Origin of the sequence: Streptomyces sp. NPDC002176 (genome assembly GCF_044903645.1) — a bacterium.
Classification (GTDB): domain Bacteria; phylum Actinomycetota; class Actinomycetes; order Streptomycetales; family Streptomycetaceae; genus Streptomyces.
This window is the reverse complement of sequence record NZ_JBJDQW010000004.1, coordinates 192,547-207,567: the sequence shown is the minus strand read 5'-3', so window position 1 is coordinate 207,567 and position 15,021 is coordinate 192,547. Positions and strand designations below refer to the sequence as shown.

The following is a 15,021-nucleotide window of genomic DNA, read 5'->3' as shown; positions in this document are numbered from 1 at the left end:
GCCCGGCCCGAGGATCGGCTCTCATGACACAGGGACACGGCAGCACCGTCGACGGGGTGCTGCGCCGCAGCGCCCGCCGCACCCCGGCCCGCGTGGCGCTCAAGTACGCCGAACGCACCTGGACCTACGCGGAACTGGACGACGCCGTCTCCCGAGCCGCCGCTCTGCTGCTGGCCGAGGGACTGGAGAAGGGCGACCGGGTCGCCGCCTACGGGCACAACTCCGACGCCTACCTCCTCGCCTTCCTCGGCTGCGCCCGCGCGGGCCTCGTCCACGTCCCCGTCAACCAGAACCTGACCGGAGCCGACCTCGGCTACCTGCTCGACCAGTCCGGCAGCGCCCTCACCCTCACCGACCCCGCCCTCGCCGACCGGCTCCCGGCAGAGACCCGCACCCTCCCGCTGCGCGACGCCGACGACTCCCTCCTCGCCCGGCTGGCCGACACCGAGCCGTACGACGGGCCCGAGCCGCGTACCGAGGACCTCGTCCAACTGCTCTACACCTCCGGCACCACCGCGCTGCCCAAGGGCGCGATGATGACCCACCGGGCGCTCGTCCACGAGTACCTCAGCGCCATCACCGCCCTCGACCTGAGCGCCGGTGACCTCCCCGTGCACGCGCTGCCGCTCTACCACTCGGCGCAGCTGCACGTCTTCCTGCTGCCCTACCTCGCGGTCGGCGCCACCAACACGATCCTCGACGCCCCCGACGGCGACCGCCTCCTCGACCTGGTCGAAGCGGGCCGCTGCGACAGCCTGTTCGCCCCGCCCACCGTCTGGATCGCGCTCGCGGCCCGCCCCGACTTCGCCGACCGCGACCTGAGCGGCCTGCGCAAGGCGTACTACGGCGCCTCGATCATGCCGGTGCCCGTCCTGGAGCGGCTGCGCGAACGCCTGCCCAAGCTCGCCTTCTACAACTGCTTCGGACAGAGCGAGATCGGCCCGCTCGCCACCGTCCTCGCCCCGAACGAGCACAAGGGCCGCCTCGACTCCTGCGGCCGTACCGTGCTGTTCGTCGACGCCCGCGTGGTGGACGAGGAGGGCGCGGAGGTGCCCGACGGCACCCCCGGCGAGATCGTCTACCGCTCGCCCCAGCTCTGCGAGGGCTACTGGGACAAGCCCGAGGAGAGCGCCGACGCCTTCCGCGACGGCTGGTTCCACTCCGGCGACCTCGCGGTCCGGGACGCCGACGGCTACTTCACGATCGTCGACCGGGTGAAGGACGTCATCAACTCCGGCGGCGTCCTGGTCGCCTCCCGCCAGGTCGAGGACGCCCTCTACACCCACGACGCGGTCGCCGAGGCCGCCGTGATCGGGCTGCCCGACGAGCGCTGGATCGAAGCCGTCACCGCCGTCGTCGTGACCCGGGGCGAGGTCACCGAGGACGCGCTGATCGCCCACGTCCGCGAGCAACTCCCGGCCTTCAAGGCCCCCAAGCGCGTGCACTTCGTGCCCGGCCTCCCGCGCAACGCCAGCGGCAAGATCCTCAAGCGGGAGCTGCGCGACCAACTCGGTTAGCGGGGGCGGAGATCCACGATGCGGCGGATCTTGCCCACCGAGCGCTCCAGCGACTCCGGCTCCACGATCTCCACGGACACCGACACCCCGATGCCGTCCTTCGCCGCCGCCGCGATCGACCGGGCCGCCGCCTCCCGCACCTCCGGCGTGGCACCGGCACGCGCCTCCGCCCGTACGGTGAGCGCGTCCATCCGCCCCTCCCGCGTCAGCCGGAGCTGGAAGTGCGGCGCCACACCGGGGGTGCGCAGCACGATCTCCTCGATCTGGGTGGGAAACAGATTGACCCCGCGCAGGATCACCATGTCGTCGCTGCGCCCGGTGATCTTCTCCATCCGCCGGAACACCCGCGCAGTCCCCGGCAGCAGCCGGGTCAGGTCCCGCGTCCGATAGCGGACGATCGGCATGGCCTCCTTGGTCAGCGAGGTGAACACCAGCTCGCCCCGCTCGCCCTCCGGCAGCACCTCACCGGTGATCGGGTCCACGACTTCCGGATAGAAGTGGTCCTCCCACACATGCAGACCGTCCTTGGTCTCCACGCACTCCTGCGCCACGCCCGGACCGATCACCTCCGAAAGACCGTAGATGTCCACGGCGTCGATGGCGAACCGCTCCTCGATCTCCCGCCGCATGCTCTCCGTCCACGGCTCCGCCCCGAACACCCCCACTCGCAGCGAGGTGGAGCGCGGGTCCACACCCTGCCGCTCGAACTCGTCGAGCAGCGTCAGCATGTAGGAGGGGGTGACCATGATGACGCCCGGACCGAGATCCTGGATCAGCCGCACCTGCCGGGACGTCATGCCCCCGGAGGCGGGCACCACCGTGCAGCCCAGCCGCTCGGCCCCATAGTGCGCGCCCAGTCCTCCGGTGAACAATCCATAGCCGTACGCCACATGGACGATGTCCCCAGGGCGCCCGCCCGCCGCCCGGATCGAGCGGGCCACCATGTCCGCCCACACCGAAAGGTCGTTGTCGGTGTAGCCGACCACCGTGGGCAGCCCCGTCGTCCCACTGGACGCGTGCAGCCGCCGCACCCGGTCCCGGGGCACCGCGAACATCCCGTACGGGTAGTTCGCCCGCAGGTCCGCCTTGGTGGTGAAGGGGAAGTGCGCGAGGTCGGCGAGCGACCGGCAGTCCTCGGGGCGCACCCCCGCCTTGTCGAAGGACTCCCGGTAGAACGGCACCTGGGCGTAGGCGTGCCGCAGCGAGGCGCGCAGCCGCTCCAGCTGCAGCTCCCGCAGCTCCTCGGGGCCGAGCCGCTCGCCCGCGTCCAGCAGGTTCGTCTCATCCGCCATCGGGGCATCCCTTCGCACGCGACACGCAGCACGACACGCAATACGGACGACCGATCATTCGGTCGATCTTGCCGAGGCCAGTAATTCAGCCCATCGCGCCGCGGGCAAGAGGCCGGCCGGGATTTTTCCGCGCGCGGCCCGGCGGCCGCGTACACCCACCCGCCCCAAGGTCCCCCTCACGTGGCCTGTGCGCCGTCAGGGCCGGTCGCTAGGCTGAGCCGCGGACGACGTAATGGGAGGAGCACGGACGTGGCCGAGAGCACCATCCAGCAGCAGTCGCTCACGGGCTGGGACAAGCCGGACCTGGACCTCAGCGGAGCCCAGTGGCAGCCCGGCAGCCGGGGTCTGGGCGATGTCCAGATCGCCTTCGTCGAGGGCTTCATCGCGATGCGCAACAGCCGCCGCCCCGAGAGCCCCTCGCTGATCTTCACCCCCGCCGAATGGGGCGCCTTCGTCTCCGGGGCCCGCGAGGGCGAGTTCGACCTCACCTGAGTCACCGGGCGGGGCCCGCACCGGAGCCGACCGGGGGTGTTCCGGCCGCGATTGCCCAACACGCGCCCCGCGCGGGCCCCTCGGGAGCACCGTCTGAGCCAGGCTGGCCCCGACAACAGGCCCGCCCCGGCACGGGGAAGGCCGCGTCCCGGGAGGTGAGGAACGATGAGCGCTGTGCCGGTCATCGCCGCGGTCGACGGTTCCGACGACAGCCTGCGCGCCCTGGACTGGGCCCTGGAGGCCGCCCGCCGCCGCGTCGCACCGCTGCGCGTCATCCATGTCCGCCAGTACGCGGCCTGGGGCGAGGCCGACATCCTCGTCGCCGACCCGCCCGACGAGCGCGGCGACCCGGTCCTCGACGAGGTCCGCGAACGGCTCGCCGACCGCCCGGACCTGCCCACCGTGGAATACGTCGCCGTCGAGGGCGTACCCGGCGCGGTGCTGCCCGAACTCGGCGCCGACGCCCAGCTGCTGGTCCTCGGCTCACGCGGCCGGGGCGGCTTCGCCAGCCTGCTCCTCGGCTCCAACTCCGTCGCCACCGCCCGCGACGCCGTCTGCCCCGTGGTCGTCGTCCCCCGGCCCGGCCGCGAGGTGCACGCCGAACCCCCGGCCGAGCCCGGCCCCCGGGTCGTCGTCGGACTGCACGTCGACAGCCCCGACGACGGCGTCCTCGGCTTCGCCTTCGCCGAGGCGTCCCTGCTCGGCGCCCGCCTCCAGGTGATCTCCGTCTACCCCTGGCCCGTCCAGACCTGGTCGGCCCCCGGCCAACTGGTGCCCCCGCCCATCGACCAGGTCGCCGTGGAGAGCGAGACCCGCGTCCTCGCCGAAGGCTTCCTCGACCCGCTGCGCGCCCAGTACCCCGGTGTCGAGGCGGAGGCCGAGGCGCTGCCGGGCGACGCCGCCGGACATCTGGTCGCCCTCTCGGCGGGCGCCGATCTCGTCGTCGTCGGCCGCCACCGGCGCAGGCTGCGTGTGCCCACCCGGATGCTGGGCTCGGTCACCCAGGCCGTCCTGCTGCACGCGGCCAGTCCCGTCGCCGTCGTCCCCTCGAGTGCCGCCGAGGAGTGACCCCGCACCGGGCCATGCCGGGAGGGCTCCCGCACGCCGCCGGGCCCCTCCGGGCACGTACCATTGGCCGCATGTCGTTCCTCCGCCGCCGCAGCGCCACTCCCGCCGGACCAGACTTCGACGTGCTGGCCATGGACCCCGGCGACTGGCCCGGCAACCTCGGCGCTGGCCTGCTGCCCGCCCCCGACGGAAGCTGCCAGGGCGTCTTCCTGCGCTACGACCTGTTCGGCGGCCGTGGCCCCGCCATGATCATTGGCAATCTCCCCGAGGGCTCCCCGGCCCGGGAGACCACCGAGGACGAGATCCCCTTCGAGGTCGCCCAGCTGCTGCTGGCGCTGGACAACGAGGAGGAGGTCACCGTCGTCGGCTCCGAGGACACCCCCGTCCTCCAGGGCGACAACCTGCTGATCGTCCGCCGCCTCAAGCTCTCCGAGGGCCGGATCTCCTGCGTGCAGTTCGACCGCAGCGACGGCGTCCTCGTGACCATCGCCGCCTGGGACCGCCCCATCACCGACGACCTGTACGCCCTGCTGAAGCCGCTCCCGGCGGAGCTTTTCCAGCAGGGCTGAGGCCCCCTAGATACCTGTCGGCCTAACGGCGGGCGGCCGCCAGGTCCACGTCCGCCGCGCGGACGAACCCGACCCGGTGGCCGTACTGGATCTCGTAGTACCGGTCCTTGCCGGTGATCACCTGGTGCGAGTCCTCGGTGAAGGTGACCGCGTAGTAGTACTCGCCCGGCATCCGGTCACCGACCACGTACTTCTGCCCGGCCGGGATCGTGTACGGCAGCGGTACCACCGACTGCGCCGGGACGCCCGCCGGGTACGCCTCCTTCTCCGGGTAGGCGCGCCCGTACACCGGGACGCTCGCCAGACCCGCCTTCGGGGAGATCGTGAACCCGGACGCGGAGACCGCCGTGGGCTCGCGGTGCGGGTTCCTGAACCATGCCTTCTGCCCCAGATACCAGATCGCCGTCCAGTCGCCCCAGCGGTCCGCGACCGCGTACTGCTGACCGGTGGAGACCCGCGAGGACAGGTCGTTGACCCCGTCCGTCGGCTCGGTGCCGAGGCCGATGTCCTTGATCAGCGGCGCGTGCTCGTCGTGGTCGGAGTACAGCCGCACCTCACCGGAACCGTGCGCCGGGCACGGCTCGCCCTTCGTCGCGCAGCCCGTGTACACCGGCTGGTTGGCGGCGTAGTCGGGCAGGATCGTCACCAGGCCGGAACGGCTGGTGCCGGTGCGCTCGAACGGGTGGCCCAGCAGCTGGAAGTAGTGCCGCCAGTCCCAGTACGGGCCCGGATCGGTGTGCATACCGGGAATGGTGGAAGCGGTCGGACCGGGCACGTTCTCATGGCCCAGGATGTGCTGCCGGTCCAGCGGCACCCCGTAGGCACGGGACAGGTACTTCACCAGCCGGGCCGAGGACCGGTACATGGCCTCCGTGTACCAGGTGTCCGGCGCGGTGAGGAAACCCTCGTGCTCGATGCCCACGGAGCGGGAGTTCACATCCCAGTTCCCCGCGTGCCAGGCGACGTCCTTCGCCTTCACATGCTGGGCGATCAGTCCATCGGTCGAGCGGATCGTGTAGTTCCAGGACACATAGGTGGGGTCCTGGATCAGGTTCATGACCCCGTCCCAGCCGCCCTCGGTGTCATGGATGACGATGTACTTGACGCGCTGGGCGGCCGGGCGGACGCCGAGGTCGTGGTTGCCGTAGTCGTTGTCCCCGAACTCCTCGTACGGCGCCGGGACCGACACACAGGACACCGACCTCGGACACTCGACATCACCCGCGCGAGCGGCACGCAGCCCGGTCCGCTTCAACTGGACCGTATCGGCACGCAGTTGTGGGCTCGCCGCCAGCTCGACCCGCTGGCCCGCGTCGGTGGTGCGCTGCTCGCCGGTGCGCAGCACGTCGTACACGTCGTTCGCGTACGCGGCGGCCGTCGCCTGGTCGTCGGCGGTGGAGAAGCGGGCGACCGCGCCGTACCAGGCGGCCGGGTCGGCGCTGAGCGGCTCGCCCAGCTCGCGTTGCGCGGCCGCGAGGAGTGCGGCGCCGCCCGCGATGTTGGCGGCCGGGTCGGTGCGCAGCTCGGCCGCCGGGAGACCGGTCAGCTGCGCCGCGCGGCGCAGCGTCCGCAGCCGGGCGGGCAGTTTCGCCAGGGCGGGTGCGTCGGCCTCGGGGTGCAGCGCGGGGCGGGCGTCGTCGCCTCGCGGGTCCTCCGTGCCCTCCGCGTGATGCTCGGTCGCGGCCAGCGCGGTACGCGCGTCGGTGAGGTGCATCGGGCCGTAGCCGCCGCTCACGCTGGGCGCCCCGGCGTGCGCGTCCCAACGGGACTGGAGGTAGGAGACGGCCAGCAGCACACTCCGGGGTACCTGGTACTCGGTGGCCGCGCTGCCGAAGGCACGCTGGAGCTGGTCGGCCGGGGGAGTGCTGGGCGCGGCCGGGGCGGCGCCGAGCAGCGGCAGCACCAGGGCGGCCGAGGCGAGCGTGCCTGCGGTCCGCTTCAGGCGTCTGGCGCCGGACGCGGACGACGGGTCGGGGGCGAATCCTCGCAATGCGGCCTCCTGTGACGGGCGGGGCGTGGCGGGGCGGGCGGCGCCGAGCTGGGTCAGTGGTACCGGCTTGCCGACGATCCGTCAATGATGCCCTCGGGAAGGTGATTTCCCATGTCACAAAGGGTTTCGGGCGAGTTTCGCGCTGATGGCGCGCGGGCCTGCGAGGCGTCAGTGGCGTATACCAGTGACCCCCCGCCTCGCAGGCCCGGAACCGCGGTACGCCGCCGCTCGGGCGCACCGCGGTGTTCTGGTGTGTCTCTCAGCGCGTGCCGACCGCCGCGCGCACCGCCCGGCGGGCCATGTGGCAGTCGTCGTGCAGCCTCCGTAGCAGCAGCCGCTGCTCCTCACCGGAGGGCGTCACGCCCGACGGGACCGGGGCCGGGGGAGCGCCGTGCATCGAACGTTGCACGGCCGTCTCGTAGGTGCGGATCTCGCGGGTCAGCACCAGCATCAGGTTCACCAGGAAGGCGTCGCGCGAGGCGGGGCCGCCGGACTGGGCGAGCTGGCTGATCTGACGGCGCGCGTCCGGGGCGTCACCGAGGACCAGCCACAGGGTGGCCAGGTCGTATCCCGGCAGGTACCAGCCCGCGTGCTCCCAGTCGACCAGTACCGGACCGGCCGGGGACATCAGGATGTTGGAGAGCAGCGCGTCGCCGTGGCAGAACTGGCCCATGCCCTGGCGGCCCGCCGTGTGCGCGATGCCGTGCAGCAGCTTCTGGAGGTCGCCCAGGTCGCGGTCGGTGAGCAGCCCCAGCTCGTGATAGCGGGAGATGCGGGCCGCGTAGTCCAGCGGGGCGGCGAAGGTGCCCGCCGGGGGCCGCCAGGCGTTCAGCCTGCAGATCGCGCCGAGCGCGGCCCGGATGTCCGCACGCGGCGGAGACTCCAGCGGGTGGCGGCGGTGTGAGGCGACGCGGCCGGGCATCCGCTCGATCACCAGCGTGCAGTTGTCCGGGTCGGCCGCGATCAGCCTCGGCACCCGCACCGGCGGACGGTGCCGGACGAAGGAGCGGTAGGCGGCTATTTCGTGCCGGACACGCTCGGCCGCCGCGGGCGCGTGGTCCAGCAGGCACTTGGCGACCGCCGTGCTGCGGCCGGTCGTGCCGACGAAGGTGACGGACCGTCCGCTGCGGCGCAGCACCTGCACCGGGGCGAACTCCGGGCAGATCCGCTGGACCGAGGCGATGGCGGTGCGGAGCTGGGCTCCTTGTGGGCCGGACAGGTCCAGCCTGCCGCTGAGCGGCTGGGAGCCGGGCTGCCCGGGAACGCGTGGTGCCCGGCCCACGCCCAGGAGGGGTGCTCCGGGTCGCGCCGCCGGGTCCAGATACGGTCCGCCGCCCACGGGGCGGGGACGTGGTGGCCGGGGCGGGGCGGACACGGAGGACGATGCTGCGTACATGGGAGATACAGATCCCTTCGTGTGCCTGCTGTGCCTGCCTGTGCGTCGCTTGCGCCGACGCCGTCGTGCGGGTTTCCGGGGAGGAAGCCCTCCGACGGCTCTCGCGCCCACCCCTCCCGGTCCTCCCTGGCGCACCCTGGGGAATGTCCCTGGGCGGCCGGGCCGGGGTGGCGCTTTCCTACCTGACACCCGACGTCCACTGGCACACCATCTGGCGCACCCTGGCGAACCCTGGCGAATAGTCGCCCGGCAACCTGCACGGGGCTACTGTCAACTCAGCCGAGAACCTGGGGGCTTGACGTGAGCGGACAACCCAATACCCGGTTTGCGGACCTGTTCGGCCTGGCCGGCTGGTCCAAGGGCGAACTCGCGCGGCTGGTCAATCGGCAGGCGGCGGCCATGGGCCACCCCCAGCTGTCGACCGACACCTCGCGGGTGCGGCGCTGGATCGACACGGGAGAGATCCCGCGCGATCCGGTGCCGCGGGTGCTGGCGGCTCTGTTCACCGAGCGTCTCGGCCGTGTCGTGACCATGGAGGACCTCGGTCTGGTACGGCACGGGCGTGCGGGGAAACGGCAGGGCGACGGGAAGAGCGATGATCCCGACGGCGTGCTGTGGGCGCCCGAACGAACCGCCGCGGTCCTCACCGAATTCACGGGAATGGACCTCATGCTCAACCGACGCGGCTTGGTGGGCGCGGGTGCCGCGCTCGCCGCGGGAGCCACACTCAGCAGCGCCATGCACGACTGGCTGCACACCGACCCCACGCTCCGGGCCGACGCCCCCGTCCTCGACAACCCCCTGCACGCGGAACCCGCCGGATTCGACCGCTACGAGGCCGCCCCCATCGGGTCCCAGGAGGTCGAGGAACTGGAACGCTCGGTGGAGGTGTTCCGCGCCTGGGACGCCGCCCGCGGCGGCGGCCTCCAGCGCAAGGCGGTAGTAGGCCAGCTCAACGAGGTGGGCGGCATGCTCGCCTACCACCATCCACCCCAGCTCCAGCGGCGCCTGTGGGGCGTCGCCGCCAACCTCGCGGTCCTGGCGGGCTGGATGTCCCACGACGTGGGTCTGGAGCCCACGGCGCAGAAGTACTTCGTCATCGCCACGCACGCCGCGCACGAGGGCGGCGACCGCCCCCGCGCCGGGGAGGCGCTGTCCCGGGCGGCCCGCCAGATGGTGCATCTGGGCCGCCCGGACGACGCCATGGACCTGATGAAGCTGGCCCAGTCCGGCTCGGGGGAGGATCTGCAGCCCAGAACGAAGGCCATGTTCCACACCATCGAGGCGTGGGCGCAGGCGGCGATGGGCAAGGGCCAGGCGATGCGCCGCACCCTCGGCCAGGCCGAGGACCTGTTCGTCTCCGACCGCCAGGACACCCGGCAGCCGGACTGGATGCAGACCTTCAAGGACGAGGATCTGTACGGCATGCAGGCCCTCGCCTACCGCACGCTCGCCGAGCACGACCCGAGCGCGGCCGCGCACGCCCAGCACTACGCGCAGAAGGCGCTGGCGCTCAGGATCGACGGGCGGGAGCGGTCGAAGATCTTCGACCATCTCTCCATGGCCTCGGCCTGCTTCATCGCGGACGACCCCGAACAGGCCGACCGGTACGCCCGGTTGGCACTGATGGCGATGGGAGCCAACTCCTCCCGCCGCACCTGGGACCGGCTGCGCGAGATGTACCGGCTCACCGCCGAGTACGCCAGCTATCCGAAGGTCGGCGAACTGCGGGAGGAGATCAGGCAGGCCCTGCCCAAGCCCAGGAGCCGGGACGGAGGCGCGGCACCGGCGTAGCCGGAGGTACGCGCTACCCGGAGACCCTGACGACGAGCACACAGGCGTCGCCGTGCTGCCCCGCGCCCAACTCCCCGGCCAGCGACCGCACGCACTCCCGCGCGGTACGGGCCGCGCACAGGCGTGGGCCGAGACCGAGCAGACGTGCCACGTCCGTGTCGCTCAGCCGGTCGGTGTGCAGTACGAGCAAGTCGCCTTTTCGCAGGGTGAGTTCGCCCTGCCCGTAGGGCGCGTGCGCGCTGGGCGGCGGGTCGTCCGGCGCGGTCAGTCGGCGGCCCGTCCCGTCGCGGAACAGCAGCGGGACGGGGCGGCCGGACCGGGCCCAGGTGAAGGTACGGTTCTGCGGCTCGTAACGGCAGCAGACGGCGCCGCGCGGCGAGGTGGCCGGTCCCAACTCATCGAGTATGGCCAGCAGTCGGCCGGGACGGGTGCCCGCCAGGGCCATGCCGTGCACGGCGCCGAGTAGCGTGGCGGAGTCCGGGCCGGTGAGGTCCCCGACGCTCAACAGGGCTGCTCCACCCGGAAGTTCGAGCACATCGCACCAGTCACCCGCCGCGTCGAGGGGAGGTGAGCCGGGCAGGTGGTGTGCCGCGAGGTCGAGCGTGGGCGGCCCGTGGACGAGGGGCTTCCGGGCGGGGGCCGGATGCGGGGCCTCGCCCACCGACCGCCCGTGGAGCCGTAGTTCGCTCACGTCCCGGACCACGGCCCACATGGAGACGGTGCCGCCGTCCGCGCCGAGCACGGGTTCGCCCATCATGTGCACGGTGCGTACCGAGTCGTCGGGCCGCAGGACGCGGAACTCGCCGTCGATCGGCCGGGCGTCCACCAGGCAGCCCGTCACCATCGCGGTGAGCCGTGGCCGGTCCTCCTCGTGCACCAGCGCCGGGAGTTCGTCGAGGGTGAGCGCGGGCACGGACGGGTCCAGGCCGAGGATGCGGTACAGCTCGGCCGACCACTCGGCCTCGTCCGTGAGGAGGCCCCACTCCGCCCGGCCCACCAGGCCGAACGGGGCGCCCTCGGGGGACACGGCGGGTGTCGGACCGCCCCGTAACTGCTCCAAGTGGGCGTCGAGATCGTCCAGTTGATGCAGGGCGAGGTCGTACAGGGCGCGCTGCCAGCGTCCCTCGGGGTCCTGGTCCGTTCCGTTGCCGCGTACGTCCCGCCGTACGGCGTCCACGTCGCCCTTCAGTCGCCGCGTCTGCGAGAGCAGCGCCTCGACCGGGCCGCGTCCTGGCGGCTGGGCGGGCGGGTGGTCCGCGGAGACTGGGGGCGGCATGACGCACTCCGAGGGGACGGTAGGGCCAGGGGGAACGGAGGGACCGCTACGACTGTGGCACAGCCCGCGATGCCCCGTAAGGGATTTGGCAACACACGACAAGGGGATGCTTCAGGCATATGCCAGAGTCTTCCCGGAGTGCTCCGTCCCCGGCTTCCCGTCGTCGGTGTCAGCCGAGACCGAGGGCCTTGTCGGCCTTCGCGCGTGTCGGCTGCCACCACGTCGTCACGGGCTCCCAGACCCGGACGTCCCGCCCGGTGCCCAGCTGCGCGGCCGAGAAGGAGCGGCCCCACTGGGACGCGGAGGCCGACACCCCGATCGACGGGGACCGTCGCGCCTCCGGGTCGGACGGGTTCTTGATGGTGCGCACCGCCCCGTAGGCCGTCTTCCCGGCGTCCAGCCGGTAGGTGCCCCGGCCGCCCTCGGGCGTCGGCAGCGCGGCCCCGTCCAGATCACCGAAGGTGATCGTCGGCACCCGGTCCACGAGACAGGCGCGGGAGCCGGAGTTGGTCACCGAGAAGCGGACCACGGTCGTCTTCCCCCACACCGCCTTGGCGTGCAGGGTGAGCGCCTTCTCGGCGCACCGGGCGGGCGCGCTCTGGTGCCGCGGGGCGGCCTGGCCGGGCGTGGCGGCCAGTAGCAGCGCGGCGGAGGCGGCGAGGACGGGAACGGTGTGGACGGTACGGAAACGCATGAGGGATGTCCCCCTGTCACGATCGGGTCCGGTCGGCGGGCTGGGGCCGCGCCTACCCAGTGTGACGCCGGACATGGCCCCGCAGTTGCGGCGTCACCCTTCGCTCAGGGGTCCGTCGACACGGTGGAGCTCCACGCCTTGCCGTCCGCCGGACACGAGCTGCCACTGGGCGGCAGCGTGCCGTACATCAGGAAGTCGTCGACCTTGCGGTGCACACACTTGGACGAGGTGTAGCCGGTGTGGCCGTCGCCCTTGTTGTCGAGCACCACGGCCGAGGAACCCAAGCGACGAGCCGTCTCCTCGGTCCAGCGGTACGGCGTCGCCGGGTCGCCGCGCGTGCCGACCAGCAGAATCCGGGAGGACGGCACGTCCTTCACCGCGTCCCGTATGTAGTCGGTGCCCTTGGGGCGGCCGTAGCACATCAGCAGCTGGGTGAGCCGGTAGCGGCCGAAGACCGCCGACGCCGCCTCGTAGGAGGCACGCAGCTCGCCGAGGTCCTTGGTGAGGCGGGCGGCGGAGGGCCGGTCGGGGTCGTCCGCGCAGTTGATCGCCATCAGCGCGGCCGTGAGGTTGTCGATCGGCACCTGCTGCGGATCGGTCAGCCCGCCGTTGTTCTTGCCGGACCCGTTCGCCCGCATCGGCAGTCCGGAGCCGCCCGCGGCGAAACTGAGCACCCGGCGCGCGTCCCCGTCCTCCACCAGCGCGGCGAGCGCCCGCTCCAGGGACGGCCACAGGTCCTTGCTGTACAGACCCGTCCCGATGGCGCCCACCAGGTCCTGGCCGGAAAAGGTGCCGCCGAAGTCCGTGGGCACCGGGTTCTCGTCCAGTGAGCGCACCAGCTGGAGCACCTGCTCGTCCGCCGCCCGCCGGTCCTGGCCGAACGGGCAGCCCATGTCCGTCACGCACCAGTCGAGGAACCCCTCCAGCGCCGTCTGCTGTCCCTGGGCGCCCGCCACCCCCTGCTCGGACAGCGGCTCGGTCAGCGTGTCCACCCCGTCCAGGGCCATCCGGCCGACCTTGCGCGGGAACTGCGCCGCGTACACCGCGCCCAGCCGGGTGCCGTAGGAGAAGCCCAGGTAGTCCAGCTTCTTCTGGCCGAGGGCCTGGCGGATGACGTCCATGTCGCGGGCCGCGTTCACCGTGCCTATGTGCTTGAGCACCGGCCCGGAATACTTGGCGCACAGCTCCGCGGCCTGCCCCAGCAGGGTCATCAGCTGCTGCGGGCGGCTGATGTCGGCGCTCACGTCCGACCCGGCGGAGTCCGACGGGGGCTCCTCACCGGCGCCGCAGCTGACGGGGGAGGAGCGGCCGACCCCGCGCGGATCGAAGGCGACCACGTCGGAGCCGTTGGTGAGGTCCATGAACTCCTTGCCGCCGGCCGCCAGCTGGGTCACCCCGGAGGCGCCGGGCCCGCCGAAGTTCAGCAGCACCGCGCGGTGCCCGGAGCCGGTCGCCCGGTAGCGGGCCAGCGCGAGATCGAGCGTGGCCGCGCCGGGGTGGGCGTAGTCGAGCGGGACGGTCACCTTGCCGCACTGGAGGTCCCTGGGCATGTCCGGACCCGTGCACCGGCCCCAGGTGATCTTCTGGTCGTAGAAGCGGGCCATGCCCGGCCGATCGGCCTGATCGGACCCGGAATCGGCGGCTACCGCCGCGGGCAGGCTCGCGCCGAGCAGCGCCAGGGCGAGCACTCCCGCACCCGCGCCGCGCCGTACGGCGGACCGTCTGGACTGCTTGACCTTGGCCGGCATCGAACGCCTCCCAGGGCGCCACCGCCCTGAACAGGGGCGGCGCCGTCCTCACCATAAGCGGGCCCCGCGCGGGTCGCCTCCCGGCCGTCCGGGTGGTGAACCGCGCTCCTGGCCGCGCGGGGCGACCTCCACCGGACGGATGAAGGTTCCACCTATCCGTGTGAACTGAGCGCCTTCGACTTGACGCGTGATTCGAACGATCGTGCCCCCCGAACGGGTGAAAGCCGCACAGGCCATAACCCGAATGGTTCGGCGGCGTTCTATGTGGTGCGGGTGACTGCCCGCTACGACTTTCTGGAAGGCAGGGAACCTATGAAACGGGCTACCCGAAACGGTGTGATCGGCGTCGCCGCCGCCTCCGGTGCGATGGCCATGGCCATGCCCGTGTCCGCCGCTTTCGCGGCCGGTGGTGCCAGCGCCGACGGCGCCGCTGTCGGCTCGCCCGGTGTGCTCTCCGGCAACACCGTCCAGGCCCCGGTCAGCGTCCCGCTGAACGCGTGCGGCAACAGTGTCGACGTGGTCGGGCTGCTCAATCCGGCCTTCGGCAACGCCTGCGCGAACACCGGCTCCGACAACGGCGGCGGCGCGGTGAGCAACGGCGGCTCCGGCAGCAAGGCCGGTGGCAGCAGTACCGGTGGGAGCAAGTCCGGTGGCGGCAGGGCCGTCGGCGGCAACGGGGGCGGTGGCGCCACGGCGCACAGCGTCACCCAGGGCTCGCCCGGCGTACTCTCCGGCAACGGCCTCCAGCTGCCGGTCGACATCCCGGTGAACGCCTGCGGCAACAGCGTGGACGTCGTCGGCGCCCTCAACCCGGCCTTCGGCAACCACTGCGAGAACCACTCCGAGGCGCCCACCCCGCCGCCGGTGGCCCCGCCCACCCCGCCCAAGCACCAGCCTCCGGCCCCGCCGAAGCACCAGCCCCCGGCGCCGCCGAAGACCGTGGTGCCGCCCACCCACGAGACGCCGCCCAGCCTGGCGCACACCGGATCGGACCTCGCCGCCCCGGCGCTGGCCGGAAGCGCGGCCTTCATCGTCGCGGGCGCGGCTCTGTACCGGCGCTTCCGCCCGGGCAGCCCGCGCTGATCCCGCTCCATCGCACGGCCCCACCGGAACCAGCACCACTCGGTGGGGCCTTTGTCGTGCCTGCGCCCGGTACGCGCACCGCCCGCACGGTCCCGGCGTGAC

12 protein-coding genes are annotated in these 15,021 nt (G+C 72.6%); 6 read left to right on the top strand and 6 right to left on the bottom strand.

The window, feature by feature from the left end; genetic code table 11:
* Positions 1 to 23 precede the first annotated feature (23 nt).
* Entirely contained in the window at positions 24 to 1,517 is a 1,494-nt protein-coding gene (locus ACI2LY_RS20100; RefSeq protein WP_404708332.1) for a fatty acyl-CoA synthetase, read from the top strand.
* Here ACI2LY_RS20100 and paaK read toward each other — a convergent pair.
* Positions 1,514 to 2,809, bottom strand: coding sequence for a phenylacetate--CoA ligase PaaK (gene paaK / locus ACI2LY_RS20095; RefSeq protein ID WP_404708331.1), 1,296 nt, complete (start codon positions 2,807 to 2,809; stop codon positions 1,514 to 1,516). The genes ACI2LY_RS20100 and paaK overlap by 4 nt on opposite strands.
* 249 nt (positions 2,810 to 3,058) lie before the next feature.
* On the opposite strand from paaK, the gene ACI2LY_RS20090 reads away from it, so the two are divergent.
* The 3 genes from ACI2LY_RS20090 to ACI2LY_RS20080 all read left to right on the top strand — a co-directional run bounded on the left by ACI2LY_RS20090 (position 3,059) and on the right by ACI2LY_RS20080 (position 4,938).
* Positions 3,059 to 3,301, top strand: coding sequence for a DUF397 domain-containing protein (locus ACI2LY_RS20090; protein ID WP_388998063.1), 243 nt, complete (start codon positions 3,059 to 3,061; stop codon positions 3,299 to 3,301).
* Between the two features lie 165 nt (positions 3,302 to 3,466).
* Positions 3,467 to 4,369, top strand: a complete 903-nt coding sequence (locus ACI2LY_RS20085; protein ID WP_404708330.1) for a universal stress protein — start codon at positions 3,467 to 3,469, stop codon at positions 4,367 to 4,369.
* Positions 4,370 to 4,440: 71 nt separating this feature from the next.
* Complete coding sequence (locus tag ACI2LY_RS20080; protein ID WP_388998057.1) at positions 4,441 to 4,938, top strand: hypothetical protein; 498 nt, start codon at positions 4,441 to 4,443, stop codon at positions 4,936 to 4,938.
* A gap of 22 nt (positions 4,939 to 4,960) precedes the next feature.
* Here ACI2LY_RS20080 and ACI2LY_RS20075 read toward each other — a convergent pair whose 3' ends face one another.
* Positions 4,961 to 6,928, bottom strand: coding sequence for an N-acetylmuramoyl-L-alanine amidase (locus ACI2LY_RS20075; protein WP_404708329.1), 1,968 nt, complete (start codon positions 6,926 to 6,928; stop codon positions 4,961 to 4,963).
* 259 nt (positions 6,929 to 7,187) lie between these two features.
* The gene (locus ACI2LY_RS20070) at positions 7,188 to 8,324 is read right to left on the bottom strand and encodes an aminoglycoside phosphotransferase family protein (RefSeq protein ID WP_404708328.1); all 1,137 of its coding nucleotides are present in this window, start codon (positions 8,322 to 8,324) and stop codon (positions 7,188 to 7,190) included.
* A gap of 300 nt (positions 8,325 to 8,624) precedes the next feature.
* Between ACI2LY_RS20070 and ACI2LY_RS20065 the strand changes: the two genes are divergently transcribed.
* Positions 8,625 to 10,118 carry a hypothetical protein gene (locus ACI2LY_RS20065; protein WP_404708327.1) on the top strand — a complete coding sequence of 498 codons (1,494 nt, stop codon included), beginning with the start codon at positions 8,625 to 8,627 and terminating at the stop codon, positions 10,116 to 10,118.
* Positions 10,119 to 10,131: 13 nt separating this feature from the next.
* Here the strand turns inward: ACI2LY_RS20065 and ACI2LY_RS20060 are convergent, their stop codons facing one another.
* From ACI2LY_RS20060 to ACI2LY_RS20050, 3 genes are all read right to left on the bottom strand, one after another.
* Complete coding sequence (locus ACI2LY_RS20060) at positions 10,132 to 11,394, bottom strand: PP2C family protein-serine/threonine phosphatase (RefSeq protein WP_404708326.1); 1,263 nt, start codon at positions 11,392 to 11,394, stop codon at positions 10,132 to 10,134.
* A 169-nt stretch (positions 11,395 to 11,563) separates the two neighbouring features.
* Entirely contained in the window at positions 11,564 to 12,088 is a 525-nt protein-coding gene (locus ACI2LY_RS20055; RefSeq protein ID WP_404708325.1) for a DUF4232 domain-containing protein, read from the bottom strand.
* 104 nt (positions 12,089 to 12,192) lie between these two features.
* On the bottom strand, positions 12,193 to 13,836 hold the full coding sequence (locus ACI2LY_RS20050) for an alpha/beta hydrolase (RefSeq protein WP_404708324.1): 1,644 nt from the start codon (positions 13,834 to 13,836) through the stop codon (positions 12,193 to 12,195).
* Positions 13,837 to 14,148: 312 nt separating this feature from the next.
* Here ACI2LY_RS20050 and ACI2LY_RS20045 point away from each other — a divergent pair, with 312 nt between their 5' ends.
* Positions 14,149 to 14,919: a chaplin gene (locus tag ACI2LY_RS20045; protein ID WP_404708323.1), complete on the top strand. Its 771-nt coding sequence runs from the start codon at positions 14,149 to 14,151 to the stop codon at positions 14,917 to 14,919.
* The last annotated feature ends 102 nt before the right edge of the window (positions 14,920 to 15,021 follow it).

Coding starts and splice junctions, on each gene's coding strand:
- ACI2LY_RS20085 (WP_404708330.1), top strand. CDS start 3,467: ATGAGCGCTGTGCCGGTCATCGCCGCGGTCGACGGTTCCGACGACAGC.
- ACI2LY_RS20060 (WP_404708326.1), bottom strand. CDS start 11,394: ATGCCGCCCCCAGTCTCCGCGGACCACCCGCCCGCCCAGCCGCCAGGA.
- paaK (WP_404708331.1), bottom strand. CDS start 2,809: ATGGCGGATGAGACGAACCTGCTGGACGCGGGCGAGCGGCTCGGCCCC.
- ACI2LY_RS20050 (WP_404708324.1), bottom strand. CDS start 13,836: ATGCCGGCCAAGGTCAAGCAGTCCAGACGGTCCGCCGTACGGCGCGGC.
- ACI2LY_RS20055 (WP_404708325.1), bottom strand. CDS start 12,088: ATGCGTTTCCGTACCGTCCACACCGTTCCCGTCCTCGCCGCCTCCGCC.
- ACI2LY_RS20045 (WP_404708323.1), top strand. CDS start 14,149: ATGAAACGGGCTACCCGAAACGGTGTGATCGGCGTCGCCGCCGCCTCC.
- ACI2LY_RS20100 (WP_404708332.1), top strand. CDS start 24: ATGACACAGGGACACGGCAGCACCGTCGACGGGGTGCTGCGCCGCAGC.
- ACI2LY_RS20080 (WP_388998057.1), top strand. CDS start 4,441: ATGTCGTTCCTCCGCCGCCGCAGCGCCACTCCCGCCGGACCAGACTTC.
- ACI2LY_RS20070 (WP_404708328.1), bottom strand. CDS start 8,324: ATGTACGCAGCATCGTCCTCCGTGTCCGCCCCGCCCCGGCCACCACGT.